Raw genomic sequence first — 25,400 nt, forward strand, 5'->3', positions numbered from 1 at the left:
GCCGGTCAGCGTTCGCGCATTCTGGTCCACCACCAGCGCGTCGCCGCCCACTCGTTGTAGTTGGGCTCCGGCAAGGTGCGGCGCTCGAATTCCTCATCGATGCGCGTGATCAGTCGGCCCAAGTCCCGTCTGGCTCCGGGAGGAAGGTGCAGCATCGCCTGCTCCAGGTCATCACGGGCATCTCCCACCCCGGGCGAATCAAACGCGGAGGCGTCCAAGTAGCGTCCTGGCTGTGTGAAGGCCCACTCGAAACACGAGAGTGCGTTGGCGACCGCGTTGGGCCACATCTCTTGGTCTTCGACCCGGCGGATCGCTGCACGAGTCCGCGCGGAGACACCGTGGACCCTCAGGACCGGATACTGCCATCGTGGCCGCCACCGCTCTGCGCGGACGGCCTTGGGACGCCTACGCGGCATCGCCCTTTCGGATCAACATGAGGCCATCCTGCCACGGCTGGGCACGTGGGTGATTCCCCTGTCCACACACCACCGCGGCAAATGTGCCCGCTTCTCGGTTCTGTGCAGATCTCGGGGCGTCGGAGTGTCACTGGAGCAGGATCATCTTGCGTAGGAGTTCGAATCCGGCTCGGCCGTAGAGCTGCCGCTTGATCTTCTTGATGCGGTTGACGGCGCCCTCGATGCTGCCGGAGCTCCAATCGAAAGTGAGGCCGGCTGTCACGGCGTCGAGGTCTCGGAGCAGGTGGAGTGCGAAGCCGGTGAGGCCGGGGAGCTGGCTGGCGTCGACTGCGTCGATCCAGGTGGGGAGCGTGGAGCCGAGGCGGTCGGTGAGTATCTCGCCGAAGCCGCGGACGTGTCCGGCGGCCGTGTCCAGTTCAGGGCAGCGGGCCAGGACTTCCTTCAGGCTGACGCGGTCGTCCTCGACCAAGGTCGTGGGGTGGCGGGTGAGCCAGCCGGTCACCTGCCGTACCGTCGGTGGCCGTGGCGGTGCGGCGGCGGGAGCCTCGCGCAAGGTGGCGATGTGGGCGCGGACCATGCCGTAAGTGACAGGATCTCGCTCGGCAACCAGCTCGCCGTGCAGTCGGGTGACGCTGGTGCATCCCTCGGCGAATCGCCGTTCTAGGTAGGGCTTGTAGGGGTCCAGTCTGCTGGGTCGGGGCCGGTTCTCGCGGATGGTGTCCTGCCAGCGTGCGGCGTTCGCGTACCGGAGGACGGTGTTGAGGCCCCAGCCCAGGTGCCGGGCAATTGCCCGGCGTGAGTGGCCCTGGGCGAGCATCTCGTGGACCAGGGCGTGTGCAGCCTTCTTCCGCTCGGCCCGCCGGCCGAGCGGTGCCGAGTCGCCCTGCGGCCGGCCGGAAGCCAGTCGGGTGACCTCTGGCAACATTCCGCTGGGCGTCGGGTTGCGCAGGCAGTCGCGATGGGCGGCGACGCAGGTCTCCACGGCCCGGCCGAGGGCCTGCCACAGATGGAACCGGTCGGCGATCTGCAGAGCATCGGGGGCACCGCGCCGGGCGCCCTCGGCATAGGCGCCCGCCCGGTCCCGGCAGATGATCTCCACGCCGGGATGGCTGATCAGCCAGGCGGCCAGCGGCCCGGCTTCACGAGTCGGGAGCACATCGACCACGCGATGGTCTTCGACACTGGTCAAGACGGTGGAGTAGGTCTGGCCGCGGCGGATCGCGAAGTCGTCCACGCCCAGCACACGCGGCGTGCTGAACCGTGGATCGGGCAATGCCATGACCCTGCGTAACAGGGTCATCCTTCCTGCACCGAAGCCCAGCTGGGCAGCCAGCCGAGCGCCGGCCCGCCCGGCGAGGGCGAGACCCACCCGCTCCAGGGCGTGGTTGAGCCGCGTGGTGAACCGTCGTACGGGGCGGCCAGCCGCGAGAACGGCTCGGCGAACGTCCGGCGCGGGCAGTCCGCCGACCCGCAGATGAAGCGTCGGACCGTCAGCCGGATTACCAAGCCCTGCTCAGCAAGCGGAAGGTCCTTCAGCCTGCGCTGGTAACGGTCGTGGACTCGGTCCGAGAAGCGGCCGCAGTCCGGACACGCCGCCCCGGCCGCGCGGCCCCTCGCCACCACCTCGACCGTGCCGAACGCGGCCGTGACCGCCTCGACCTCCACCTTGTCGATTCCATCGAACACCAGCGAGTCCCAGAACGGTGCATCGGTCTGCATGACCAGCACCATCACCGTCCACAGCCGACCAGAGCAGCGAACGGAATCCACCTGAGGGGGCGTCACTTCCGGCTGTCAGACGCAAGGCGTACGCCGTCTCGTACGAGCCAGTCCCTCGCAATCGAACATCGAGGTAACGCTCCGCGATGACTCCCCAAGATCTGTGCCAGAACCTGTCACTCATGGACAGAGGCACCAAGCCGGCAGCGGGACAAGCAGCGGCAGCCAGGCCGCGGTGAACAGGGTCGCGCACAGCGGCAGATGGCGGCGGGTGGGGGCGCCGTGGCGGCGGGCGTAGAGGCCGCCGCCCAGCAGCTCGGCGGCGGCTCCTTGATCAGTAGTACCCCAGCGCCCCTGACGGTGGCCGAAAGCTCTCCCCCGGTCACCGCCGCACCGGATGGGACGGCTACATGTCCAGCAGGTCGTCGAACTCGCCGTCCTTGGCACCGAGCACCCACGCCCTGGCCTCGCCTGGGGTGAAGACGTGCGGCAGCCTGTCGGGGTTCTTCGAGTCGCCTACCAGCAGGTAGCCGTCCTTCGTGCCGATCCGGACGCAGTCACCTCCGCCGCCGCTGTGTGAGGAGACCCTCCAGACGACGTCTGTCAGGTCGAGCTCGGACGGGTCGGGCTTGCGGTTGGTCACTTACAGCTCCTTGATCATTTCCTTGAGGAGGACGCGTGTGTCGGCGGGGTCCAGAGCCCGCTCCCACAGATCGGTGAAGACCTCGGTGTAGGGATCCACGTCCTGTGCCTCGTCGAAGTACACCGAACGCTTCATGGTCTCCACCCAGAGCACGTCGCGCGTGATCTCCTGAAAGCTCATCAGCACGAACGGACCGGCCAGTCCAGGGTGGCACCCGATGCTGTCGGGAACGACGCGGATGGAGAATTGGCGTTCCTCGGAGGCTGCGAGAAGCCGCTCGAGCTGTCCGCGCATCACCTGTCGATCGCCGACCTGGCGGCGGAGCGCGCCTTGCTCGATCAGGGCCTGGAACTCGTGGAGAGCGCCGGCGGCGATCTTCTGCTGGCGGTCCATGCGGACGTCGACCAGCCCGCGGACGTCGGCAGGCTTGAGGTCGGGCCGTATGCTGGCGATGGCGCAGTGGGCGTACTCACGGGTCTGCAGAAGGCCCTGGATGATCTGCGGCTGGTAGTTGCGCAGGAGGTATGCCCGCGGTTCCAGCTTGAGGTAGCCCTCGAACTGCATGGGCCCGAGGAGCGCCGCGTGCCGCCGCCAGAGAGCAGGCCGACGCCGGCGCCCGGCCGGTGTTGTGTCCACGCTCAGCAGGCCGAGGATGTCCCGGCGTTCATCGGCATCCGCACCGTAGCAGTCGAGGAGCCCTTCGGTGAGTTCGCGGGGGACGGTTCGCCGCTTTCCTCCTTCGATCCGGCTCAGCGAGGAGATGTTCGTCTTGATGCCGCAGGCGCGCAGGCGCTCAACGACGGCACCTAGCGTGAGGTCCCGCTTCTCCCTCAACTCCTCAAGGCGGCTGCCCACTTCTGCGAGGGTCAGCGACCAGGGAGCCTCGTTTGCGTCCGGCATGCTGGCCAGTGTGACGGTTCGACGAGGGTCGCGACAACTAAATCTATGCAGCAATTTTCTAGGTTGCGTTGCGCAAGACACAGTCTGGGGAGCATCCTGGCCGGGGTCACAATCCGTGCCGCTGATGTCGCGCTTGGTGGGCACGTCCGCTCGTTGCGCGACCACTGCTCGCTCAACCTTTGTCCGAGGAGGGCTGTGCCGATGCCTCGCCCCACCTTGTTCCGCATTCTGCTCATGGAGCGCAGATGGGACCGGTGGAGCGCGTTCTGCCTGCAGTTCGAACGAGCAGCTCGCAGTTTGGCCGACGAGACCGGCCTTCCGAGGTTGGCCAAGGTCACGGTGTCACGGAAGAGTTTCGACCGGTGGGCGAAGGGTGACTGGTGCGGGCGCCCCTGGCCGGACACGGCGCTGATCCTGGAGCATCTGTTCGGTCACCCGTGCGCAGATCTGTTCAGCCCCGCCCCGGACGTCGTGCGGGCGCAAGCCGCCGTACACGAGAGTGGGGAATTGCGCGCCGCTACCTTGATGGCGGAGCGCTGGCCGACGAGTCGGTTGTTCCGCTCGGCCGGCGAGACAGCCGACTCGTGGGAGCTCGCCGGCCGCCAGGTCCTGGGCGGCACGAGTGTCGCTGTCACCTTCCGCCCTGCGACTCGTTCGGGCGCTACCACGCACGTCGACGTGACCGATACCAACGCCTTGGACCGACTCTTACGTCCGGCCCGTCGCGGCTTTCTGGTGGGCGTGGACGAACGGGAGGGGGCACCACGGCTCTACGTGGTTGACGCCGCAAACGCCCGCCGCGCGAGGGCCATCGCCGAAGCTCGGGGCACGCTCGACCTGACCGCCGCCCACCTGCTGGACGACCTCACATACGGACTGCTGTGGTCCCTGATCCAGTTCGACGACGGCCTTCTAGCGGACGACTTCACACTCGACCAAGAGCAGAAGGTACTCGAGACGTACCTCTCCCTTCCGCGATCGGCTCCCAGCCGAATGGCCCTGCCTGACCTCACGAAGGCGGGCACACAGTGGCTTGGCTCCGCGTTCTGCGCCCAGCACATCATGCGCCGACTTGACGGGTTGACGGACCCACCGGTGTTCTGGACACGCGAGCAAACCGGCGAGCAGGCCGCCGCATGGCTCTGGTTCCGCCACAAGGACGACTACCTGAAGGCCTTGTCAGCGCGGTACGCCGACGGACCAGTTCCCCTGCCCCGCGCGTTCTGCATCCCGGAGACCGAGGTGAACCGCAGCGACAGGTACGAGCGGATCCTGCTCCTGCTGGCGATCACCCTGATGGAACTCCGGGGGATCCGGGCCGCCGTCCTGACCAAGCCGGAGTACTCCGACGTCGACGGATTCGCGCTGGTCCCTGGAAAGCAAGCCGTCGTCGCCAACTGGGTGCGTACCGAGGCGATCTGGGCAGTCGACACGATCACAAGGCGTCCCGTTCTGCGTGAGTACCACGAGGCGCTCGGCGAAGCCGAGAACCACAGCGTGATGCGGGGTACCGACCTTGAGGCCCGTCTACGCTCCTTGGCTGGCTACCTGGAAATCCCCTGGGCGTGGTTGGTCACGCGGTGCCGCGAGCTGAGCGACTGCGGGACAGCCAGCATCGTCCGGCCCCGCAGTCGGCACCTAGCCGTGGAGGCACTGGACGACGTGTTCCAGTTCCTCGGCTCCCTTGCTCCGGAGCGTTGAGAGCCCCGACGCTGAACCCGTACTCCGCTTGATCCGCTTCTTCGAAAGGCAGCCTCCGTGGACTCGACCTCCCGGGTACCGCTCCCGTCCGTTCTGATCCTCTCGCTTGGCGGGACCATCGCCATGGCTGCCAGCGGAGGTCGGACCGGGGTTACTCCCCGGTTGACGGCCGGGGACCTCGTTGCCGCGGTGCCGGAACTCGCCGAGGAAGCAGCTCTGGAACTGCAGGATTTCCGGACGATCCCCGGAGCGTGGCTTGAGGTCGACGACATCGCCGCCGTGGCCGAACTGCTGAACAAGCACGCGGCATCAGGCACCACAGGGTTCGTGATCACCCAGGGCACCGACACCTTGGAGGAGACCGCCTACCTCCTCGACCTCCTGTACGACGGGGAGGCTCCCGTCGTCCTTACCGGCGCCATGCGCAACCCGCAGATGGCCGGCGCTGACGGGCCGGCCAACGTCCTCGCCGCCGTACGCACCGCAGTGAGCCCCCAAGCGCGTGATCTGGGAGTGCTCGTCGCCTTCGCCGATGCATTGCACACCGCCCGGCACGTCCAAAAGGTCCACAGCACCAGCACGTCGGCCTTCGCCTCGCCTGGGGCGGGACCGATCGGGCACCTCGTGGAAGGGCAACCGCGGTTCCACTTCACGGTGCGGCGCCCAGAGCGCCTCGAGCTGCCCCTGGTCCACCGGGCTTCTGTGGAGGTGGTCGAAGCGACCCTCGGCAGCGAGGGGGCTCTCCTCGACGCCGTCGCCGACCACGTGGACGGACTGGTCGTCGCGGCCTTCGGCGCCGGACACGTCCCTAAGAAATGGGCGCAGCGGCTGGGTGACCTGGTCGACCGATTCCCCGTTGTCCTGACCTCTCGCACCGGCGCCGGAAGCATCCTCACCAGCACCTACGACTTCGGTCCAGGCTCCGAGACCGACCTCCTCGCTCGCGGCCTGATCAACGGCGGCACGCTGGAACCACGCAAGGCCCGGCTGCTGCTACTGGCCCTCCTGCGCTCCGGCGCTGATCCGTCTGCGATCCGGGCTGCCTTCGCGGCCCACTGCTGACCCGCCACGACACCAGATCGGAGCCTCATGCGCGTCACCGAGATCACTACCGGCCGGAGGTTCGCCGTCGCCTTCGACGACGGCGAGGACTTCTTCACCGCCCTGGACGACTTCTGCCGCGACACCGGCATCCGGGCCGGCCACATTCCGACCCTCATCGGCGGCTTCAGCCGTGTCCGGCTGGTCGGAACATGCGGTCCGCTGCAGCACCCGGAGCGCCCATTGTGGGACGAGATCGAAGTGGAGACCCTGGAGGTGCTCGGAGGTGGCACCCTTGCTTGGGATTCCGCCAACAACCGGGTCGCTCCGCACATTCACGTCTCCGCCAGCCTCAAGGCCGCCTCCGCCGACGGGCGAACGAGCCACCTACTGGGCGGCACCGTCCAGTTCATCACCGAGCTCGTCATCGAGGAGTGGACCACCCCAGAAGTCACCCGCCCGCGTGTCCCCGCGCTCTACGACGTACCGCTGCTGACCTTCGGCGCGGCAGGCTGATGCCGCGAGCCGGGCCGCATGGTGATCTGCCTTCGCGTCAGGTCACGAGCCGCCGATCCGAACCGCCGCCTCGAGGAGGGGTGTAGTTGACCAGCGCCAGCACCACACGGTTCGCCCTCCTGGTGCAGGAAAAGCACTGGGACTCGTACGAGAAGTTCTGTATCCACTTCGCCAAGGCCGCGGCTCGCGCGGCCGAGAAGGAGGGTGACCCGCGGCTCTCGCGGGTTGTTGTCTCTCGCAGCACCTTCGACCGGTGGATGGGCCGCAAGGGCGCGTTCAAGGGCACTCCCCGCCGCGAGGCCTACCTCGTGTTGCGGCGCATGTTCAACATGTCGCCGGAGCGGCTCTTCCAGCACGTCGATCCCGGCGCCCTGGCGCCCATGACCGTGAGCACCGGTGCTGCCGGCCTCGCGCCGACGCTTGCCAGCTTCGATGATCCGCTGGCCATCGTCGCGCAGACACACAGGCTGACCACCACCAACGCCGACACTCCCGTTCTCACGATGGTGACCCAGTCGATCGCCAGCATCGTGACCCGCTACGAGGCCCTCGGGCCGCAGCACTTGGCGGGTGAAGCTCGGGTTATCCGGGAAATGCTGCACGGCATGCTCGCCGGCCAGCAACCTCCACGCGTGCGGGCAGAGCTCTTCCGGCTCGCCTCCCAAGCAGCGGGGCTCCTTGGATACATGGCTGTCAACGCCGGCGCTCGATTCGACGTGGTCGACGCGTACTGCACGGAGGCGGAGACCCTGGCCCGAGAGGTCGGTGAGGTCTCTATGGAGATGTGGGCGAGCGGTACCCGATCGCTCGGCCTGTACTACCACAAGCGCTATCTGGAGGCCGACGACGCCGCAGCGGCCGGCATCGCGCTGGCACCCGACAATGCCCAGGCGATCAGGCTGCTCGTCAACGGCCGATCCCGTGCACTGGCCCGCCTCGGCGACCGTGGTGGGGCCGAGCAGGCCATCGGACAAGCCTTCGAGTTGTCTGACCGGCAATCCTCACTCTCTGACGGACTGACCTCGTGCATCAGTTTCGAGCCTTACTCCATGGCCCGAACACTCGCCAACGCCGTCACCACCCGCCTCTCACTCGGAGATACGGCCGAGGTCCTGACCCACGCTGAACAGATCGAGGACCTGGTCGAGCAATCACACTCCGAGTGGAGTCGTGCCCTGGTCGGCCTGGACGTGGCATCCGCGTTACTCAAGCAGAGCTCCCCCGAGGTGGAGCACGCCATGGCCTTGGGCCGCCGTGCGCTGAGGGCTGGCACCACCCCGCCGATCAAGTCGGTCTGGGAAAGGGCTACCGAGCTCTACGAGAGCGCAGAGCGGTGGCACGACGAGCCGGATGTAGGGGACTATGCCGAGGAACTGCGCGCCTGGCGATCACAGCCGCAAGCCGAAATGATCGCCGTCGGCTCGCACGCACAGATCGCACCATAACGACCTTGAGGAGCCATGTGACGCCCGAGCTGGACGTCGACCCCGGGGCCTTCCCCTGCGCACCACCGGCCGACCTCGACGACTCCGCGGTGATCGTCGAGCACGACTGGCGTTCCTTCCAGGCGGTCGAGCGCATGAGTAACCACTGGGATCGACCTGGATGGTCGAACCAGCAGCGCACGTACTACTGGATGCTGACCTTCTCGAACAGTGCCGAACTGTTGCACCGGGCGGAGCACTGCCAGGAAGCTCTCCAGCACCTGGGTATGGACCCTGTCCCCGCCGACGGGCTGCACGTGACCATGCTGCGTGTCGGCGCCGTCGACCAGGTATCACAGCCCCAGGTTGAGCGCTTGCTTAACCTGGCGGAGAAGATGCCCGTCAGCGAGTTCCAACTCCTCGCCCACCCCCTCGCCGGCTCACGAGGCGCCGTCCGGTTCAGCCTCTCCCCATGGAGACCACTCATCCACCTCCACGCCGCCCTCAGTGCCTGCGGCCGCCAGGCTCGCGTCCCCGGCGGCCGACCGACAAGCGCGTTCCGCCCCCACCTGGGCGTCGCCTACAACAACCAGGAACGGTCGGCGGCGCCCGTTGTCGACGCGGTCGCACAACTCCGCTCACTCCCCCCGGTCGCTCTTGCCATCAGGTCAGTGGATCTCGTTGAGCTGCGCCGCCAGGGCAGGACCTACCGGTGGGAGACCGCCCGCTCGCTTCGCCTGCCGCCCGTGACGCCTCTGTCGACTGCTTCCCCGTAGGGCCCGGGCCAAGGGCATACTGGCTGGGCAGGACGGGTTGCCAGAGCTCGAATGCGTGCCGGCGCGCGAAATCGCGAGGAGCGAGCGCTGGCCTGCAGGACTTTTTCGATTCGCCAGCGGGTGAGGCCCCGGTGGGAGGCTTCAGACCCTGGCCTCGTGGGCTGGTCGTCCTTGCGATGTCCGCTCCAGCTCCGTGCGGATGCGGGCGAAGATCTCGTCGAGCAAGCCCAGCTCATCAGCGGTGAGCGCCGGACCGTTCAAGCATTCGAAGTTCTCCTGGATCTGTGCCTCGCTGGTAAAACCGACGACGGCAGTGCAGTGGTCGGCCTGCTGCAGGGAAGACAGAAGCGCCAGGCGTGTGAGCGTTCCGGGTGCGTCCCCGAAGTGGGCTCGCAACTCCTGTAAGCCGGCAGCGATCGTGTCGAGGGCCGCGGGAGCAAGGATCCTGGCGCTGGCGGGATTATCGCGCGGTCCCAGACGCGGCATGGAACTCGGGACGGTTTTTCCGGTCAGCAGGCCATGGGCGAGGGGCGCGGAAAGGATCACGCCGGCCCCGTGCCGGGCGGTGAAGTCGAACAGGCTCTCGCCTTCGACCTGGATGGCAGGGGTGAGGCCATTGAAACGGGTCCAGACGACGTTCGGCTTGATCAGACGGAAGAGATAGAGGAACCGCTGGACGCAGGCGGTGCGTTCCTCAGACGTGGCCCCGTAGTGGGTGTAGGGGCCCCGCATCCCGATGGCCTTAATCGCCCCCAGCTCACGCAAGGTCTGCATCTGGTCGATCGCGGTGCCCAGGTATCGGTCCTGTGGGCCGAAGTCCCAGGAATCGAGGACGTAGAGGTCCAGCTCCTCCACGTAGAGGTTCTCCTGGGTTTGCTGGAACTGGTGGTGAATGTGCCGATCGGCGTACGCATGTGGTGCCGATCCGCGGATTCGCCCGACCTTGCTGCTGACGAGAAGGCCGTTGTTCGGGTACTCGCGCAAGAGTCGACCCAGCATGCGTTCAGCTCGGCCTGCGCCGTAGGAGTCAGCGGTGTCCAGGAGGTTGGCACCGAGTTCGACGGCGCGGCGTAGGCCATCGAGGAAGCGCCCGTCGTCCGTTTCTGACTCAGTTCCCTGTGACAGGCCGATGGCGCCGCAGTTGACGCCGAGCGGATGGACGAAGAGTCCTCGGCCGAGATGACGTCGCGTGAGGTCAAAAGCGGTCATCGACGAGGGCCTGCCGGAAGGGTGAGTATGGCGATGACGATCTTTCCGTTCTCGGCCTCCTCGACCGACCAGGCACTGGCGAGGCTGTCCACGATGAACAGGCCGCGCCCGCTTACAGCCACCGTCCTGTCGTCAACAGAGGAGTTCGAAGGCCAGGCAGGGACGGCAGTGATGTCGACCCCGCGGTCAACGACGCCCAACGCCGCACCGAGCTCGTAGACCTCGACCCTTATGAGGACCGCACCGCTGCTGTGCTGGATGGCGTTGGCGATGAGCTCGCTGGCCACCAGCATGGCGTCGAAGAGCTGATTCTCCGACTTGCCGGCCAGGACGTCGGCCAGGGCGGTACGGGCGGCGCGCTGCGGAGCATCGAGTCCGTCGAGCACCACTTCACGGTGGACCAACAGGTCTCCGAGGCTCCGGTCATGCACCAGTTCGGCAGTTGTCGGGGGCACCCTCGTCTCCTCGCATCGAGACGCCCTGCGGCGTGGCCGGAATCGGCTCGCTTCCACCGTGGCGGAAGCTCGGCGTCACCGGTACGCCAAACCGTGGCCACTCCTTCGTCACTTCCATCCGAGAGCAAACTCCTACGACCTGAAGAGAGCGCCCAAAACATCACAAAACCACCGTCCGTCGATACCTCATCGGAGCCGAAGTGGCCACGAAGTGACCACGGTTTGGCGTATCGGTGCGGAGCAATTCCCGTCACCGTGGTGTGAGGCCGGAGCCTGCCTTCCCTGTCCCTCTGGGTGCGGCAGGCTCCGGCGGCCCCTTCCCCGATTCGCCGAGGAGTTTCGCGATGACTTCCCCGTCGGCAGTCCGCACGGACCTGGGCGTGGCAGCGACCGTCGGGACTATGCGAGCCCCCCACGCGGACAGATCCAGCAGCGCACGAACCACACCAATCCTCCGCCAGCCGCCCAAGCGCTGTGCTCACGACTCCGGAAGCGGCGGCTGTGCCCGCATGGCGGGCCCTCTGCGCAAGCAGTGGGGGCGCCCGTGAGCTTCATCTCGCTGTCTCGCACCCCCCTGACCGGTCAACCTCCGAACCGCCCCCCCGGCTCCCCCCGGTCATCCGTTGCTTCCTCCACGGAGACCATCAGCCTGGTCCTCGACGAGGACGCCCCTCTTCTCGACAGCGAACGCGACATTGACGACCTGGTCCTCAGGCTGCGCGGCCACCTCATGGAACTGGGCTACGCCGCTCCCGGTCGATGCCCGGCCATCGAGAAGGCGCTCGCGACAGCCCGCCGACTCGCTGACACCGACGTACCGGCGGAGTACGTGGCGGCCCGTGTACACCTGCGTCACCTGGCAGAGGCGGTGAAGACGGTGATCAGCGAGCTGGTCGCCGCCGGTCTGGTGTGTGGGCACCGGCCCGAGTGCCCGCCGGCCGATGCCGCCGACCGCGAGGCTGCACGTGTGCGTGCTCGCCACCTTGAGATCGGCTGCAGCGAGCTGTGCAACGGCGTACTCGTCTTCGAGGACACCGGGTGCCTCCTGCCGGCCGGTAAGGTCATCGGACCGCGGCGGTCGATGCCCCTCGCCGCGACTCCGTGCACGGCGGTGACGTCGTGATCCGGACGCTCCCGCCTCCGGCCCATCCGCTGGCTGTGCGGCTCCTCGTCGCGGAGGATGCGTGCGACTTTGAGTACTGGGCGTCCCAGCTCGTGCACGTCGAGCTCGTGCACGTCGAGCTCCTGCGTGACGCGGTGGCGGTGGCGGTGCACCGGATGCCTCTCCTTGCCGTACCAGCTGGATTCAACCGACGAGGCGGCCACCTTCACATGATCGAAGGCAGGTGCGCCGAACAGGCCGTTCAGGCGTTGAGCGGGAGTCCGAACTTTGGATTGCTCACCCGTAGCGGCCCGCTCGTCAGCTGGGGCGAGCCGCTCCCGGATGACCTGAGCCCAGAGGCTCGGCGCCTATTCCACGGCCTGCGCGAGCAGCCCGGGAATTTTGACTCCCCTACTGCCCCCGCTGGACATGGGGGCGCAGTTCGGACCCGGGACGCTGGCCTCCCTCGTTCGAGCTACTGCCGGGACGACCGCCCCCTCCCCGGACCGTCGTCCCGACCGGCGCCGTACACGCCTGACAGCCACGGCGCCCGTCCACGTTCTGATGCAGCATCGGCCACCCCCGCTACGGCACGACACCAGAACACTCCGTCTCACGATCCGTCCCCACGATGGAACTACCCCCTACTGGAGCGCAGTCCCCATGAGCTTATGGAGTCGCCACCTGTGGCACGTCGCGTTCGGCGAGCAACCGCCGGTCGCTCTTCCGAGAGTCCACGACACCGTGCGCGTGGGCTTGGCGTTGGGGCTGTCGGCGATCGACGCGTTGGTGGCCGGCGGCACGGTCGTCGGCCCGCTGAGGTGCTGCCTCGAGCACCAGAAACTCCTCGTGCCCGTAGAGTCCGACACGGTCCACCGGTGGAGGGCTGCCCATTCCGATTGCGTACCCGGCGCAAAGACCTGGCGGTGCGTTTCCGACGGATTCCGCAGTTGCTCGGGCCTGTGGGTGACCAGACCGGAGCCGGTTCCAGTTGCCACCACCCCGGCGGACGCCCTGCACGACGCGCTCAGCCGGACGCGGGACCGCATGCGGACACCCACCCCCCAACGCTGGGAGCTCTGCTGTGCCTAGCTCCCAGCCGATGACCAGACGTCTGCGGGCATGGCGCCCCAACCGCCACCACCTCCGCATGGTCACCTTCGCCTTGGCGATCTTCATCGTCGTCTACGCCGGATCCGTGCCGAGGTCGCGGTGACCAGCACCGGACTGATCATCGTGGGGTTGGTCGTCGGAGCCATGGCCGTCCTTGTCCTTCGAGGGCAGAGAACGAGTCGGCGATCCCGACGACCGGAGCCCACAGACACCACGGCATCCGCGCCGCGCGACCTGTTCTGAACCCACTCGGCCAAAGCCCACAAGCGCATTCAGCCAGTCGCGCAGCATGCACCCCTGGCTCAACCGACCCCATGTCTACGCCGCACTCGCCACGACCGGAGACCGCACCCCATGACCACCCTGCGCAGGAGCGCTCGCGCGCTCATCGAGGACTACGCGCTCATCGGCGACATGCAGACCGCTGCTCTGGTCTGCCCGGACGGCAGCATGGACTGGCTGTGCCTGCCCCGCTTCGACTCGGCCGCCGCGTTCGCCGGCCTGCTCGGTACGGACCAGCACGGGTTCTGGCGGCTAGCCCCCGCCGTTCCCGCGGGTGCGACCGCTCCGCCCGCTGATCGCCGCCGGTACCAGGGGGAGACGCTCATCGTCGAGTCCGAGTGGGACACGGCGACCGGCACGGTCCGCGTCCTGGACTTCATGCCGCCCCGGGAGGGGCACGCCCCTCAGGTGATCCGGATTGTCGAGGGTGTCAGCGGCACGGTGGAGATGAAGTCGACGATGTCCCCGCGGTTCGGTTACGGCAGCAGGCTGCCGTGGATTTACGACGAGGGGGAACGTACAGCTGCGGTGTCCGGGCCGGACTCCCTCTGGCTGGACACCCCCGTCCCTGGGGCGGAGAAGGACGGCGTCGTGCAGCATGCGTTCACCGTCAGGGCCGGCGCCTGCGTCGCCTTCGCTTTGAGCTGGCAGCCCTCCCACGCCCCGGCCCCCGAGGTCCCCGACGCCGAAGCAGCGCTCGCCCTGACCCGCCGCTTCTGGGAAGAGTGGGTCCAGCAGCTGGTCTACGACGGCCCGTACCGGGACGCTGTCGTCCGCTCCCTGATCACCCTGAAGGCGCTCACCCACGCCTCGACCGGCGGGATCGTTGCCGCGCCCACCGCTTCCCTGCCCGAAGAGATCGGTGGGGTGCGCAACTGGGACTACCGCTACGTCTGGCTGCGGGACGCCGCGGTCACCCTGTCCGCGCTACTGCGGACGGGCTACCGCGACGAAGCCGCGGCATGGCGGCAGTGGCTACTGCGCACGCTCGGCGGCGACCCGCACAACCTGCAGATCATGTACCGACTCGATGGTCGCCGGGACATGCCCGAGCGGGAGCTGGGGTGGCTGCCCGGGTACGAAGGCTCCAGCCCGGTCCGCGTCGGCAACGAGGCGGTGGACCAGCTCCAGCTGGACGTGCCCGGTGAGGTCATCGAGACGCTCACCCTGGCTCACGAGCATGGTGTTGCACGGTGTGAGAACACCGAGAGCCTGATCCTGAAGCTCGTCGACTATGTACGCGACCACTGGACCAAGCCCGACGACGGCATTTGGGAGGTCCGCGGCGGCCGCCGTCACTTCACCCACTCCAAGATCATGTGCTGGGTGGCAGTCGACCGCGCTGTCCGCCTTGCTGAGCAAGGAGTGTTCGGCGGTGATGTGCACGAGCTGGTGCGCCTGCGTGACGAGATCCACGCCCAGGTATGCGAGCAGGCCTATGACCCGGTCCGTAACACCTTCACCCAGTCGTATGGCTCGAAGGAGCTCGACGCCTCGCTTTTGCTGCTGCCGCACACGGGATTCCTGCCGGCCGACGACCCGCGCGTGGTCGGCACGGTGGACGCCGTCCGACGAGAACTTGCTCCCGACGGGGTCCTGGTCCACCGGTACCCGACGGCCGGCCGGAACGTCGGACTGGACGGACTCCCGGGCGGCGAGGGGGCGTTCTTGCTGTGCTCGTTCTGGCTGGTCGACGCGCTCGCACTCACCGGACGGCTGACCGAGGCCGAGAAACTGTTCGAGCAGCTGCTGACGCTGCGCAGCGACCTGGGCCTGCTCGCCGAGGAGTACGACCCGGTGACCGGGCGACACTTGGGGAACTACCCGCAGGCGTACTCGATGCTCGGGCTCGCGAACAGTGCTGTGCTGCTAAGCGAGCTGCGGAAGGCGGCGGCCGTGCCGGTGATGGCCGCGTGAGCAGACCGAGGAAGCCCCTTGGGCGCCTGCGCGCCTCACGCGCGCACGCCCACCTGGGCATCGCCCGGCGCGCATGGCCAATGCACTCCACCCGGGCCGCCGGACCTCTTTCGGCGGACTCCGCCGGTGGCACCGGCGCCGCTGCCTGCCGCCCCCAGTCCACCCCCACGTGTGAGGACATCCCATGCTCGATCCACAGGTGACCGCGACCGCTCTGCTCGGCGCCGGTTTCGTCGTCACGTCGGCTGGTCTCATAGCGCAGACCCGCAGCAAGCGGTCCCTGGCTGCGCGAGGCGCATCGCTGGAGCAGCAGCGCGATGCCGCCAGAGCGCGCGCCGCCGCCTTGGAGACCGAAGTGCGGCACTTCGCCGAGGTGACGATGCCCGCCCTGGTGGACGTCCTCGCCCGCGGGCACCGCGGCGTGCCGGTTCCCGGCCTCCACCAGGAGGAGCTCGTCGGCACCACCATCGACCAGGCGCACCAGGGCATAAGGCGGTTACTGCAGGAGGCCCTGACCGTCACGCGCGAGCAGATCGGGCGTGCGGCCCGGTCCTCGGTGCGGGACGTCATCGACGAGGCGCAGACCCGGCTGCACCGCTGTCAGATGACCGCCGTTCAGGAGATGGAACGCCACCCCGACGGCACCGCCTACCACCAGAGCCTGATGAATATTGATCACCTGGTCACCCAGGCTCTGCACACCCTCCAGCGCACGCGCATCCTGACCGGCTCGTGGCCCGGTGCACAGCGCGCGGACTGCACCGTTCGCGAGGTCGTGGAATCAGCCCGGGGCCGGATCAACGACTACCTGCGGGTGGCCTACACGTACGAACAGAGCACCGGGGAGACCTGGCTGGAGGGCCGGGTCGTCGAGCCGGTCACCGTCGCGCTCACGGAACTGCTCTCCAACGCCACCGCGTACTCGGACGGCAAGGTCTTCGTCGAGGTGCAACCGTTTCAGACCGGGTATTGCATCGTCGTTGACGACGGCGGCCTGAACATGAACGCCTTCCAGCGTGAGGAGGCCGCCCGGCAGTTGGCGCAGCACGAGGTACTGGACGTCACCACCGTGCAGGACACCGGCCAGCTCGGTTTCATGGTCATCGGCCGCCTTGCCAGCGAGTACGGCTTCGCCGCCGATGTCACCAGCACCTCCCCGTACGGCGGTGTTCGCGCGGTGCTGCGTATCCCCCGGGAGCTGTTCGGGCACGGCCCGACCGACGAGGAGATTCAGGCCGATCGGCATGCGGCCATGGCCCCCACCACCCAGGCCCCCCTCCCCCATGGATCCCCCGCACCCACCGAAGACGCCCACACCCCGCCCGCCGAGGGGACCGGCACCGGGGGACTACCGCAGCGGCGTCGGCGCGCCCCCCTGCCTACGGCGCCCGCCCGCGACAGCGCGCCGACGCCGACCGACGACCCCGAAACGTTCTCAGCCGGTCTCGCCCACCTGGGGCGAACCATCCACGACACCGAGACGCACATCGCCGAGGGAGACCAGCCCCATGTCTGAGCAGCAGCAGCCGACCGCCGACACCCACGACATGACCTGGGTGCTCACCCGCCTCACCCAGGAGAAGGACGTCCTGCACGCCGTCTTGTTCACCACTGACGGCCTGGTGCTGGCGCACTCCGAGGGGCTGCACCGCGACGTGGCCGACCGCGTCGCCGCCAGCTCCTGCAGCTTGTTCTCGCTGGGCCGCGGTATCGCCGAGTTCGCCCAGACGCCGGCGGGCGAGGCCCCCCGCAAGATCATCATCGACCTTCCCGACTCGTGCGTTCTCGTCTTCGGCGCCGGGCACAACTCCGTACTCGCCGTCTCGGTCAGCGCGGAGATGACCGAACCCGAGGTGGCGGTCGCGTCCGCGGCAACCATCAAGACCATCAAGGGCCTGGCCCCCGCGCTGTCCGCCCGAACGCGGGCCAGGGCCTCGTGACGCCCCGCGGACGGCGGCGTGCCGGGATGGTGCGGCCCTACACCCCCACCGGGGGCAGGGCCGCGCCTACCCGCCGCACCCTGGACCTGGCCACGCTCCTCATCGCCGATCCGGACAAGTCCCTGGCTGGGCTGGACGCCCACTCTCACCGGCTGATGCAGCACTGCCTGCCCGGCGTATTGGCGTTGGCTGAAGTCAGCGCCGACCTGCAGCTCCCGGCCGCCGTGACCAAGGTTCTCGTCGCCTCCCTCGTCGACAGCGGCCACCTGATCAGCCGCAACCCCGTCCCCGCCGCTCAGCAGAGCGACAGACATCTGCTGGAGAGGATTCTCGATGCGCTCCACAAGCTCTGAGGGCCGCTACCTGGCGCCCGGGGTCGACCAGTCCGTGAAGATCGTCGTTCTCGGGCCGTTCGCCGTCGGCAAGACCACCCTCGTCGGAGCCGTGTCCGAGATCACGCCGGCCTCGACCGAGGAGCGCATGACGAAGGCCGGCGAGGCGGTCGACACCCTGCGAGGACTGTCGGACAAGACCACCACCACGGTCGCGCTCGACTTCGGCCGGCTCACCCTGACCGACGACATCGTGCTCTACCTCTTCGGCGGACCCGGCCAGCCCCGGTTCAGCTTCATGGTCGACGAATTGATGCAGGGCGCGCTGGGCGGCGTGGTCCTGGTCGACACCGCGCGGGTCACCGAGTCCTGGGACGCCATGGGGCGCATGGAGGAAGCCGGTCTGCCCTACGTGGTCGCGGTCAACACCTTCGCCAGCTCCCCCCGCTACAGCGAAGCCGAACTGCGGCAGGCCCTGGATCTCCACCCGTCCACACCCCTCGTCGAGTGCGACGTCCGGCGCAGGGAGTCGGCCAAGAAGCCCCTGATAGCGCTCGTCTCCCACCTGCTGTCCCGCCCCAGCCTGGAGCCCGCCTCATGACCACGCCTCCCCCGCTCTCCGCCCGCGGCTGCCCCATGCTGCACGGCGCCGCGTTCGCCACCAGTCCGAAGGCCGTCTACGAGCAATTGCGCCCCCAGGGCCCCGTGGGATGGGCCGAGATCGCCCCCCATGTGCACGCCCTGGTCGTCACCCAGCACCGGGCTGCCATCACCCTCCTCAACGACACCTCCACCTTTTCCAAGGACTCACGCCTGTGGGCGGCTCTGGCCAACGGTCAAGTCCCGCAGGACAGTCCGGTGCTCGGCATGATGGCCTGGCGTCCCTCCGTCCTCTACACCGACGGCGAGGAGCACGCGCGCCTGCGCTGGGCCATGGACGACTGCATCGCCCGGATCGACCCCCACCGGCTCCGGGAGATCACCCGGCGCAGCGCGCTGACGCTGATCGCTCGCGTCATCGGCCAAGGCCGGGCCGACCTGATGAGCGACTTCGCCGACGTGGTGCCCATGCTCGTCTTCGCCGAACTCCTGGGGTGCCCTCCGGAGATGACCGGCCGGATGGTGCGTGCCTGTCAGGGCCTTATCAGCGCCGGCCCCGAAGCGGCCCAGGGCGCTGCGGAATTCGCGGGCCTGCTGTTCGAACTCATCCAACTGCGCCGCGAGCGCCCCGGCCAGGACCTCACCTCCTGGATGATCAACCATGCCGCGTCGCTGAACGACGAAGAGTCCCTCAACCAGCTCTTCTGCGCGGTCGGCGCAGGTGTCATCCCCGTCGCCGCCTGTACGGCCTGGACCCTGCACCTGCTCCTGCGTGACGACGAGTACGCCGGCAGCCTCGCCGCCGGCACCCTCACCGTGCGACGGGCCCTTGAGAAGGCACTGTGGGAGCGTGCGCCGATGGCGAACTTCTCCGTCCACTTCGCCCGCTTCGACACCCACCTCCACGGCGTGCCCGTGCCGGCCCGCACTCCGGTCCTCATCTCGCACGCTGCGGCGAACACCGACCCCTCACTGTCGCAAGGACTCGACTACAACAGCCGGGCTCACCTGGCCTGGTCGGCCGGCCCGCACCGCTGCCCGGCCATCTCCCAGGCCACCACGATCGTGCAGACCGCAGTCGAGACGATCCTCGATCAGCTCTGGGACATGGCGTTGATCGACGAGAACCCCGACCCCCCGCTGCGGCACGGCCCCTTCCATCAGTGCCCGCAGGCGATGCACGTCACCTTCCGCCCCAAGTCCCCGGACCGTATTCCCGTCACTGCTCTCGCAGGAGGTACCTCGTGGCCAGCAGCCCCGACGCCGCACCGACCGTGACCCTCGACAGCAGCGGCGGCCGCCGCCTGTTCGCCCAGGCGGACGAACTCCGCGCGGCCGGCCCGGCCGTCCGGGTCCGCATGCCGGACGACGTCATCGCATGGGCGGTCACCCGCGGAGACGTCGCCAAGCGGCTCCTCACTCACCCGCACGTCTCCAAGGACGCCCGCAGGTCCTGGCCGTCCCACATTCCCGGCTCCATACCGTGGCTGTACTCCTGGGTGGACGTGGTCAGCATGTTCACCTCCGACGGCGAGGACCACAAGCGGCTGCGCCACCTGGTTAGCCGGGCCTTCACGCCCGGGCGGGTCGAAGCGATGCGCCCCGTCCTCCAGGCCATCGTCACCGACCTCCTGAACGACATGGAGCGCCAGGACCGCACCGCGCCGCTCGACCTGCGCGCCCACTTCTCCTATCGGGTCCCTACGCGCCTGATCTGCGACCTGTTCGGCGTGCCCGCCGACCAGCGGCCCGAGATGCTGCGCGTGATCGACTCAGTTCTCGCCACGGACGTCACCGCGGAGCAGGCCGCGGCCACCAGACACGACCTCGGCCAGGTCATGCAGCGGCTCATCGACGTCAAGCGGACCACCCCGGGCGAGGACATGACCAGCCTGCTGCTGGCCGCCCATGAGGAGGACGGCGACCGACTCAGCCACACCGAGCTGATCTCCACCCTGATCCTGATGATCGGCGCCGGCAGCGAAACGGCCGTCGCCCTCATCAACGCCGCCGTCCGCGAACTTCTCACCCACCCACACCAGTTGGCCACGGTGCTGGCCGACCCGAGCCGCTGGCGCGACGTGATCGACGAGGCGCTCCGGCTGCACCCGCCGATCATGTACCTGCCCTTGCGGTACGCCACAAAAGCCATCGACCTCGGCGAGGACGTCGTCATCAAGAAGGGCGACGCGATCATCATCGCCTTCGGTGCGCACGGCCGCGACCCGGAGGTGCACGAGGACCCCGAATCCTTCCGGATCGACCGGGAGGACAAGGACCACATGGCCTTCGGCCACGGCATCCACTACTGCCTGGGAGCCCCGCTGGCCAAGCTCGAAGCCGAAGTCGCGCTCCCGGCCCTGTTCGAGCGGTTCCCCCAGATCGCCCTCGCCTGCAGGGACGAGGACCTCAAGCCGCAGCGCTCCTTCATCGGCAACGACGTCACCACTCTGCCCGTCGTGCTGCACGCCGCGGCGTAGGAGCGGCATCGCTCCTACGCCGGGCGGGGACGGCGGACGCCGTCCCCGCCCGACGCACCTCCACCACCCCGCAACCGCGTCACACCATCGTCGACTCAGGACTCCAGATGACCACCGCCCCGCCCACCACGGCCCTCACCGCTGACCAGCAACGTGTAGCTGCACGATTCGTCTACGGCCTGACCAACAAGGCGATCGCTCAGAAGGTCTGTCTGTCCGTGGGAGGCGTGGCCAGCCACCTTTGCGCGGCCCGCAAGAAGATGGGGTGCCCGGGCTGTTCGCGCAGCGTCCTCGTCCATACCCTGCTCGCCGCCCGGGAGGTCCCCCCGCCGGTCAGCAACGGGCCGGTTCCGGTTTTCACCGAGCACGAACTGACCGTCATCCGGGCCATCGCCGAGCACTCCCGCAACGCGGACATCGGGAACGCCATCGGCGTGCCCGCCGACGACGTACGCGCCGAGGTCGACGCCGTCGTGGCCCAGGGAAAAGCGAGCAACGCGGCCCACTTGGTGGGTCTCGCACATGCGTGGGGGATCCTCGGCCGCGTCTCGGGCTCTCAGCCTGCGACCGTGATAACGACCATGGAAGAGCCGGTCCGGTGAGCAATCAGAGCACCGTCAACGACGGCGGCCGGTTGCAGCCGCTGACGGGCGGCAGGACCCCCGCGCCCGTGTACGAGATGCTTCCGATTGGCACCGATGCTGCGCGCGCCGAAGCTGCGGCCCTGGCCGAAGACCGCGCTCGTCTACTCGCTGGTCAAGGCATTGACGTCTCCGTCGACCGCACCAGGGATCTTCTCCAGGATCCCGGGGCTCTGGGGCTGTACGAGGACGGCATTCTCGTCGGCGCCCTCGTCCTGCGCACAGATCCGGATACGCGGCACTGGGGCGCCGACGGCCGGGATCCGGGGTTTCTGGTCTATCTCGACCCGGCGACAGTCGGGTCGGGCCAGGTCGGTCGGCTGTTCACCCTGTGGCTCGCCGACCATGCGGCCAGCAATCGGCTGATGTGGGTGTGGTGCGAGGTGCCGTGCAATCCCGGGCCTGTCAACGAAGCGAACCAGTGGTTGCTGAAGTCCTGCGCGACCTCGGGTGGGAGACCCCCTCGTCGGCCGGGCTGAGCCCGACCGGCGAGCGCGTCGTCCGTCTGCGGCTGCGCGCCGAGGCCAGACCGGCGCTGTCCGCGGCGATCTCCGTTCCGTGGGCAAGCCGGTAACGGTCAGAGCGCCATGAGAACACCCATCTCGTTTCGCCACAGCCGAGCACGCGAGTCTCCGGCGGCCACAACACCGCTGTCGGCCCCTCAACCGCGGGACTTCGAGATTGTCCGTTGCCCTCCTGCCGTCCCGATCCGACAAGGACCCCATCGATGCCGCCCACGTCCTTCCCGCACGAGTTGTCGTCCCTCACCCTGCCGCCCTGGGTACCACCGCCCGGCGGGCTGCGTACCTGGGGGTGCGGCGAGCACTTCGACGCCGTACGGCTCCCGGCGGCCCTCGCGCCCCCGCTGATCGCCGCACTGCAGGCCGCCGGCGGCCGCGGACCGGTGCTCGCCGACCCCTACAGCGGCAGCTGGCACATCCTGCTCGACCCGGACACCATCCGGCCCGGGCCGTGGGCCCGTCACGGGATACGTCTTTTACGGCCCGACACACGCCTCACGATTCCCGCCGCTCATGTCACCGTCGGCCCCGACCTGCACTGGCACACGCCGCCCGGCGTCGGCTACACCCATGCCGAAGTGCTCAACGACGCCCTCACCAGTCCGCCCGGCAGCACCAGCACTCTGCGCCGTACCACCAGGCGTTCCGGGGTCAGCCGGTGACCAACAACGCCTTCACAAGCATGCCCGGCACCCTCCCCGGGCCGGTTCCAAGCTCTCTTCCCGCAGGAGACTCCATGCACCCCGCCGCACCTCCGTACCGGATCCGTCACCTGAACGGACGTGCTGAGTACGAAATGCTCGGCGTCCAGGTCATGACCTGGCGCCGCAAGCGCAACCTGCCCGCCGAGAGCGCTCGGCCGATACTCGAGGCCCTGCGCGACGAGCGCGAGATGGCCGTCCTCGTCGACACCCACGCCAACGCCTTCGTCGCCTGCCTCCAACTCGATCGGCCGCGCTGGCCACGCCGTCATGGACGGATTTCGGGAACACTCAGCCGACACTGGGGATATCCTGCGTCGCTACCGCTCCAGGCGCCGAGTACAGGCTCGACTGGCTCCTGACCATCTGGGCCCGCCACTACGCCGCCCTGTGTGGCTACAGCCGAGTTGCGTGCGCCGTCCCTCTTCACCACGACCACGCCGGCAAAGACTTCATCAATCACCTGATGAACGAATGGGAGTGGGACCGTCTGGGAGCAACAAGTTCGCCCGGCGGAGCGGTCGTCCTGCTGACAGCAGATACGTGCCGCGCAGACGGTCTCGACGCCCTGATCGCGACGGAAGTGCCCGTACTGCCCGCGGCATCGGCCAAGAAGGAGGCCGCTTCGTGGACCAAGCTGCCATGACCGCACGACACGGCCTTCGACGCCCCGGCGCGCCCCACCCCTCTCAGCGACGACGGTGCACTCATGGCGGCCAGCACAGCTGCCTCCACGCCGTGCGGACCGTCCTGTGACGCCCTCCCGTTGCCGCCTGTCCTGGTCGGCGCGCTGATGTGCCACCACCGAACGCGGGTCGGGCTGAGCCAGATGAAGTCCGGGAACGTCATCGAGTCCTCAGCCAGCCGGATCAGCATCCTGGAGACGGCCCGGACCGTGCTGCCCGTCTCGAGTGCGCACGCCCTGCTGGATGCCTACGGCACACCGGCCCACAAGATCCGTCAGGTGGCCGCGGATTGGAGCCTCTGGGGGCCACACCGAGGTGACCGGAGCACCCGCCGGTGACACATCCACCGGCTGGAGCCGCGGCTGCCGCGAGCCCCTCCGCGAACCGCAGGCCCCTCCGCGAGCCCTGCCCACCACTGAGGACACGCGGTGGGATGTGGACTCAGCAGTGACGCATACCCGCTCCAAAGCAGGGAGTTGCACGAATGAGAACCGATAGCAAACCGGGGCTCCTGGAGGCACTGCTCGCCCCCGCGGACTCGCCCCCGCGCCCAGGATCGGTCGTCACTCAGCCCACGGAAGGCGCCGTGTCGCCGTGGTGGGACGGCGAAGCCCGGCGCCTGCACAGCGCAGAGACTGCGCGGCAGCCGGTGTCCTTGCTCAGCCGCCGACGGCCCGAGATCGCGCTCGACGACGCCTACCGGATTCAGTGGCACGGGGCGGCGCTTCGCGCTGCAGACGGTGCGCGCGTGGTCGGGCACAAGGTGGGGCTCACGTCGGCGGCCATGCAGGAGCAGTTCGGCATCGACCAGCCCGACTCCGGGCTGCTGCTGGACTACATGGCCGTGGAGACGGACGGCGAGTTGCGTCTCGGTGACCTGGTGGCGCCGCGCGTCGAGGGTGAGCTCGCCTTCCGATTGGGGAGCGATCTGGCCGGTGCAGACGTGAGCGAGGAGGCGATCCGAGACGCGGTTGATGGCACGTTCCTCGCCCTGGAGGTCATCGACAGCCGGTACGGGTTCGAGGGGTTGACGCTCGTCGACAGCGTGGCGGACAACGCGGCCTGCGGGCGGTTCGTGCTCGGCGCGGCCGTAGCGGGACTGGTGCCCGAGCTGGGCGGAGAGCATCTGACCCTCACGGTGGACGGTGCCGTAGCGGCCTCCGGGTTCGGCCGGGCGATCCTGGGTGACCCGATCCGTTCCGTGGCCTGGCTGGTGCACCGGCTGGCCGCCTGCGGTACGGGACTGCGGGCCGGTGACGTCGTGCTGGCCGGGGCCGTGCACGCCAGCCTCCCGCTGAGCGCCGGGCAGACCGTGGCGGCCGGCTCCGCCCGTCTTCCGCAGGCGGTGCTCCATGTCGCCTAGCGTCATTGCCCCTTTCGAATCCGTCACCGGCCGTGGGGACGCAGCGCCCCGCTTGAAGGCGGCCGTGATCGGCGCCGGAATGCTCGGCCTCGACCTGGCCGAGCGTCTGAACGCCTCGCCTGTGCTGCGCTGCGAACTGGTGGCCAGCCGGCAGAGCAGCGCCAGTGCGCTGCGCCGCGCCGCTCAGCTGGGCTGTGAAGTCTCCACCGAGGGCATCGCGGCGGTGGCCCGTGCGGGCGTCGACGTGGTCTTCGACGCAAGTTCGGCCGAGGCGCACCCTGCCCACTGGGCCGCTCTGGCCTCGGCCGACGTGCTGCTGGTGGATCTCACACCGAGCAGCGGCGGCAGCATGCTCACCCCGACGGTCAACGCTGTCCGGGCGGAGTCCGACCGCCATCTGAGCCTGGTGAGTTGCGGCGGGCAGGCTGTCCTCCCAGTGCTGGACGCGATAGCCACGAACAGCGAGCGGGTCGAGGACGTCGAGGTGGTCACCACCGTCGCCTCGGCCAGCGTGGGCCCGGCCACGCGGGACAACCTCGACGAGTACCTCGCTACCACCGGATACGCGATGGAGCGGCTGACCGGCGCGACGCGGGCGAAGGTGCTGGCCACCATCAGCCCGGCCCTACCCGCACCGGCCTTCCGCGCGCAGATCACCACATGCGCGCACGGCATCCAACCCACTGCGCTGGCCGACGCGGTCGAGGCCGCGGCCACCGCCGTGCGCCAGTACGCCCCCGGCTACGAGGTGAGTGCGCTGTCCGTGGCCGACGACCTGGTGCGGGCAACCGTCACGGTCACCGCACAAGGAGGACGGCTGCCGCCCTACGCCGGAAACGTGGAGATCATCAACGCCGCCGCCGTGACACTGGCCGAGCGCTACGCGCGCTCCCGGGAGGTGGGACGCCGTGGGTAGCGGCCA

General features: G+C 68.7%; 29 protein-coding genes. 22 read left to right on the plus strand and 7 right to left on the minus strand.

From position 1 onward, the window contains the following. Positions 1 to 5: 5 nt before the first annotated feature. From CP969_RS00375 to CP969_RS00390, 5 genes are all read right to left on the minus strand, one after another. Complete coding sequence (locus CP969_RS00375) at positions 6 to 218, minus strand: hypothetical protein (RefSeq protein ID WP_223887003.1); 213 nt, start codon at positions 216 to 218, stop codon at positions 6 to 8. A 325-nt stretch (positions 219 to 543) separates the two neighbouring features. Next, positions 544 to 1,716, minus strand: a complete 1,173-nt coding sequence (locus CP969_RS00380; protein ID WP_223887004.1) for a transposase — start codon at positions 1,714 to 1,716, stop codon at positions 544 to 546. Further along, positions 1,713 to 2,147 carry a transposase family protein gene (locus tag CP969_RS33425; RefSeq protein ID WP_223887139.1) on the minus strand — a complete coding sequence of 145 codons (435 nt, stop codon included), beginning with the start codon at positions 2,145 to 2,147 and terminating at the stop codon, positions 1,713 to 1,715. Before CP969_RS33425 ends, CP969_RS00380 begins: the two co-directional genes overlap by 4 nt. 394 nt (positions 2,148 to 2,541) lie before the next feature. Next, complete coding sequence (locus CP969_RS00385; protein ID WP_016828460.1) at positions 2,542 to 2,778, minus strand: DUF397 domain-containing protein; 237 nt, start codon at positions 2,776 to 2,778, stop codon at positions 2,542 to 2,544. Then, positions 2,779 to 3,678 carry a helix-turn-helix domain-containing protein gene (locus CP969_RS00390; RefSeq protein ID WP_039831387.1) on the minus strand — a complete coding sequence of 300 codons (900 nt, stop codon included), beginning with the start codon at positions 3,676 to 3,678 and terminating at the stop codon, positions 2,779 to 2,781. A 201-nt stretch (positions 3,679 to 3,879) separates the two neighbouring features. On the opposite strand from CP969_RS00390, the gene CP969_RS00395 reads away from it, so the two are divergent. The 5 genes from CP969_RS00395 (at position 3,880) to CP969_RS00415 (ending at position 9,136) form a co-directional block, all read left to right on the plus strand. Further along, a complete protein-coding gene (locus tag CP969_RS00395) occupies positions 3,880 to 5,379 on the plus strand; it encodes a hypothetical protein (protein ID WP_016828458.1) in 1,500 nt (499 codons plus the stop codon). 57 nt (positions 5,380 to 5,436) lie between these two features. Continuing rightward, positions 5,437 to 6,441, plus strand: a complete 1,005-nt coding sequence (locus CP969_RS00400; RefSeq protein WP_016828457.1) for an asparaginase — start codon at positions 5,437 to 5,439, stop codon at positions 6,439 to 6,441. Between the two features lie 27 nt (positions 6,442 to 6,468). Then, positions 6,469 to 6,936, plus strand: a complete 468-nt coding sequence (locus tag CP969_RS00405; protein WP_016828456.1) for a PPC domain-containing DNA-binding protein — start codon at positions 6,469 to 6,471, stop codon at positions 6,934 to 6,936. A gap of 86 nt (positions 6,937 to 7,022) precedes the next feature. After that, a complete protein-coding gene (locus tag CP969_RS00410; protein ID WP_016828455.1) occupies positions 7,023 to 8,381 on the plus strand; it encodes a hypothetical protein in 1,359 nt (452 codons plus the stop codon). 17 nt (positions 8,382 to 8,398) lie between these two features. Then, positions 8,399 to 9,136 carry a 2'-5' RNA ligase family protein gene (locus CP969_RS00415; RefSeq protein ID WP_016828454.1) on the plus strand — a complete coding sequence of 246 codons (738 nt, stop codon included), beginning with the start codon at positions 8,399 to 8,401 and terminating at the stop codon, positions 9,134 to 9,136. Positions 9,137 to 9,277: 141 nt separating this feature from the next. Here CP969_RS00415 and CP969_RS00420 read toward each other — a convergent pair whose 3' ends face one another. Both CP969_RS00420 and CP969_RS00425 read right to left on the minus strand, forming a co-directional pair. Then, on the minus strand, positions 9,278 to 10,345 hold the full coding sequence (locus CP969_RS00420; RefSeq protein ID WP_026085591.1) for an aldo/keto reductase: 1,068 nt from the start codon (positions 10,343 to 10,345) through the stop codon (positions 9,278 to 9,280). Continuing rightward, complete coding sequence (locus CP969_RS00425; protein ID WP_026085590.1) at positions 10,342 to 10,800, minus strand: ATP-binding protein; 459 nt, start codon at positions 10,798 to 10,800, stop codon at positions 10,342 to 10,344. Before CP969_RS00425 ends, CP969_RS00420 begins: the two co-directional genes overlap by 4 nt. Before the next feature lie 544 nt (positions 10,801 to 11,344). Between CP969_RS00425 and CP969_RS34495 the strand changes: the two genes are divergently transcribed. The 17 genes from CP969_RS34495 (at position 11,345) to CP969_RS00505 (ending at position 25,394) form a co-directional block, all read left to right on the plus strand. Then, positions 11,345 to 11,923 carry a DUF5999 family protein gene (locus tag CP969_RS34495; protein WP_399473995.1) on the plus strand — a complete coding sequence of 193 codons (579 nt, stop codon included), beginning with the start codon at positions 11,345 to 11,347 and terminating at the stop codon, positions 11,921 to 11,923. 35 nt (positions 11,924 to 11,958) lie between these two features. After that, a complete protein-coding gene (locus CP969_RS33435; protein WP_223887140.1) occupies positions 11,959 to 13,008 on the plus strand; it encodes a DUF6302 family protein in 1,050 nt (349 codons plus the stop codon). 361 nt (positions 13,009 to 13,369) lie between these two features. Next, complete coding sequence (locus CP969_RS00440) at positions 13,370 to 15,214, plus strand: glycoside hydrolase family 15 protein (protein WP_016828449.1); 1,845 nt, start codon at positions 13,370 to 13,372, stop codon at positions 15,212 to 15,214. 184 nt (positions 15,215 to 15,398) lie between these two features. Next, positions 15,399 to 16,730, plus strand: a complete 1,332-nt coding sequence (locus CP969_RS00445) for a histidine kinase (protein ID WP_016828448.1) — start codon at positions 15,399 to 15,401, stop codon at positions 16,728 to 16,730. Beyond that, positions 16,723 to 17,154, plus strand: a complete 432-nt coding sequence (locus CP969_RS00450) for a roadblock/LC7 domain-containing protein (protein ID WP_016828447.1) — start codon at positions 16,723 to 16,725, stop codon at positions 17,152 to 17,154. Before CP969_RS00445 ends, CP969_RS00450 begins: the two co-directional genes overlap by 8 nt. A gap of 26 nt (positions 17,155 to 17,180) precedes the next feature. Continuing rightward, the gene (locus tag CP969_RS00455) at positions 17,181 to 17,507 is read left to right on the plus strand and encodes a DUF742 domain-containing protein (RefSeq protein ID WP_016828446.1); all 327 of its coding nucleotides are present in this window, start codon (positions 17,181 to 17,183) and stop codon (positions 17,505 to 17,507) included. Beyond that, positions 17,488 to 18,087, plus strand: coding sequence for a GTP-binding protein (locus CP969_RS00460; protein WP_016828445.1), 600 nt, complete (start codon positions 17,488 to 17,490; stop codon positions 18,085 to 18,087). Before CP969_RS00455 ends, CP969_RS00460 begins: the two co-directional genes overlap by 20 nt. Continuing rightward, positions 18,084 to 19,364: a cytochrome P450 family protein gene (locus CP969_RS00465; RefSeq protein ID WP_016828444.1), complete on the plus strand. Its 1,281-nt coding sequence runs from the start codon at positions 18,084 to 18,086 to the stop codon at positions 19,362 to 19,364. Before CP969_RS00460 ends, CP969_RS00465 begins: the two co-directional genes overlap by 4 nt. After that, positions 19,331 to 20,566, plus strand: coding sequence for a cytochrome P450 family protein (locus tag CP969_RS00470; RefSeq protein WP_016828443.1), 1,236 nt, complete (start codon positions 19,331 to 19,333; stop codon positions 20,564 to 20,566). The genes CP969_RS00465 and CP969_RS00470 overlap by 34 nt, the downstream gene beginning before the upstream one ends. 107 nt (positions 20,567 to 20,673) lie before the next feature. Then, positions 20,674 to 21,168: a helix-turn-helix transcriptional regulator gene (locus CP969_RS00475; RefSeq protein ID WP_016828442.1), complete on the plus strand. Its 495-nt coding sequence runs from the start codon at positions 20,674 to 20,676 to the stop codon at positions 21,166 to 21,168. Further along, on the plus strand, positions 21,165 to 21,686 hold the full coding sequence (locus tag CP969_RS00480) for a hypothetical protein (protein ID WP_016828441.1): 522 nt from the start codon (positions 21,165 to 21,167) through the stop codon (positions 21,684 to 21,686). The genes CP969_RS00475 and CP969_RS00480 overlap by 4 nt, the downstream gene beginning before the upstream one ends. 248 nt (positions 21,687 to 21,934) lie before the next feature. Then, a complete protein-coding gene (locus CP969_RS00485; protein ID WP_016828440.1) occupies positions 21,935 to 22,390 on the plus strand; it encodes a hypothetical protein in 456 nt (151 codons plus the stop codon). A 74-nt stretch (positions 22,391 to 22,464) separates the two neighbouring features. Beyond that, positions 22,465 to 22,791, plus strand: a complete 327-nt coding sequence (locus CP969_RS33440) for a hypothetical protein (RefSeq protein ID WP_223887005.1) — start codon at positions 22,465 to 22,467, stop codon at positions 22,789 to 22,791. Positions 22,792 to 22,895: 104 nt separating this feature from the next. After that, the gene (locus tag CP969_RS33445) at positions 22,896 to 23,075 is read left to right on the plus strand and encodes a hypothetical protein (protein ID WP_223887006.1); all 180 of its coding nucleotides are present in this window, start codon (positions 22,896 to 22,898) and stop codon (positions 23,073 to 23,075) included. Positions 23,076 to 23,138: 63 nt separating this feature from the next. Then, positions 23,139 to 23,453 (plus strand): helix-turn-helix domain-containing protein, encoded by a 315-nt coding sequence (locus CP969_RS00495; protein ID WP_016828439.1) that lies wholly within the window; start codon positions 23,139 to 23,141, stop codon positions 23,451 to 23,453. Between the two features lie 410 nt (positions 23,454 to 23,863). Further along, a complete protein-coding gene (locus CP969_RS00500; protein ID WP_223887007.1) occupies positions 23,864 to 24,478 on the plus strand; it encodes a 2-keto-4-pentenoate hydratase in 615 nt (204 codons plus the stop codon). A gap of 52 nt (positions 24,479 to 24,530) precedes the next feature. After that, positions 24,531 to 25,394, plus strand: coding sequence for an acetaldehyde dehydrogenase (locus CP969_RS00505; protein ID WP_016828438.1), 864 nt, complete (start codon positions 24,531 to 24,533; stop codon positions 25,392 to 25,394). Positions 25,395 to 25,400: the final 6 nt, after the last annotated feature.

The organism is Streptomyces viridosporus T7A (genome assembly GCF_008704515.1).
Taxonomy (GTDB): domain Bacteria; phylum Actinomycetota; class Actinomycetes; order Streptomycetales; family Streptomycetaceae; genus Streptomyces; species Streptomyces viridosporus.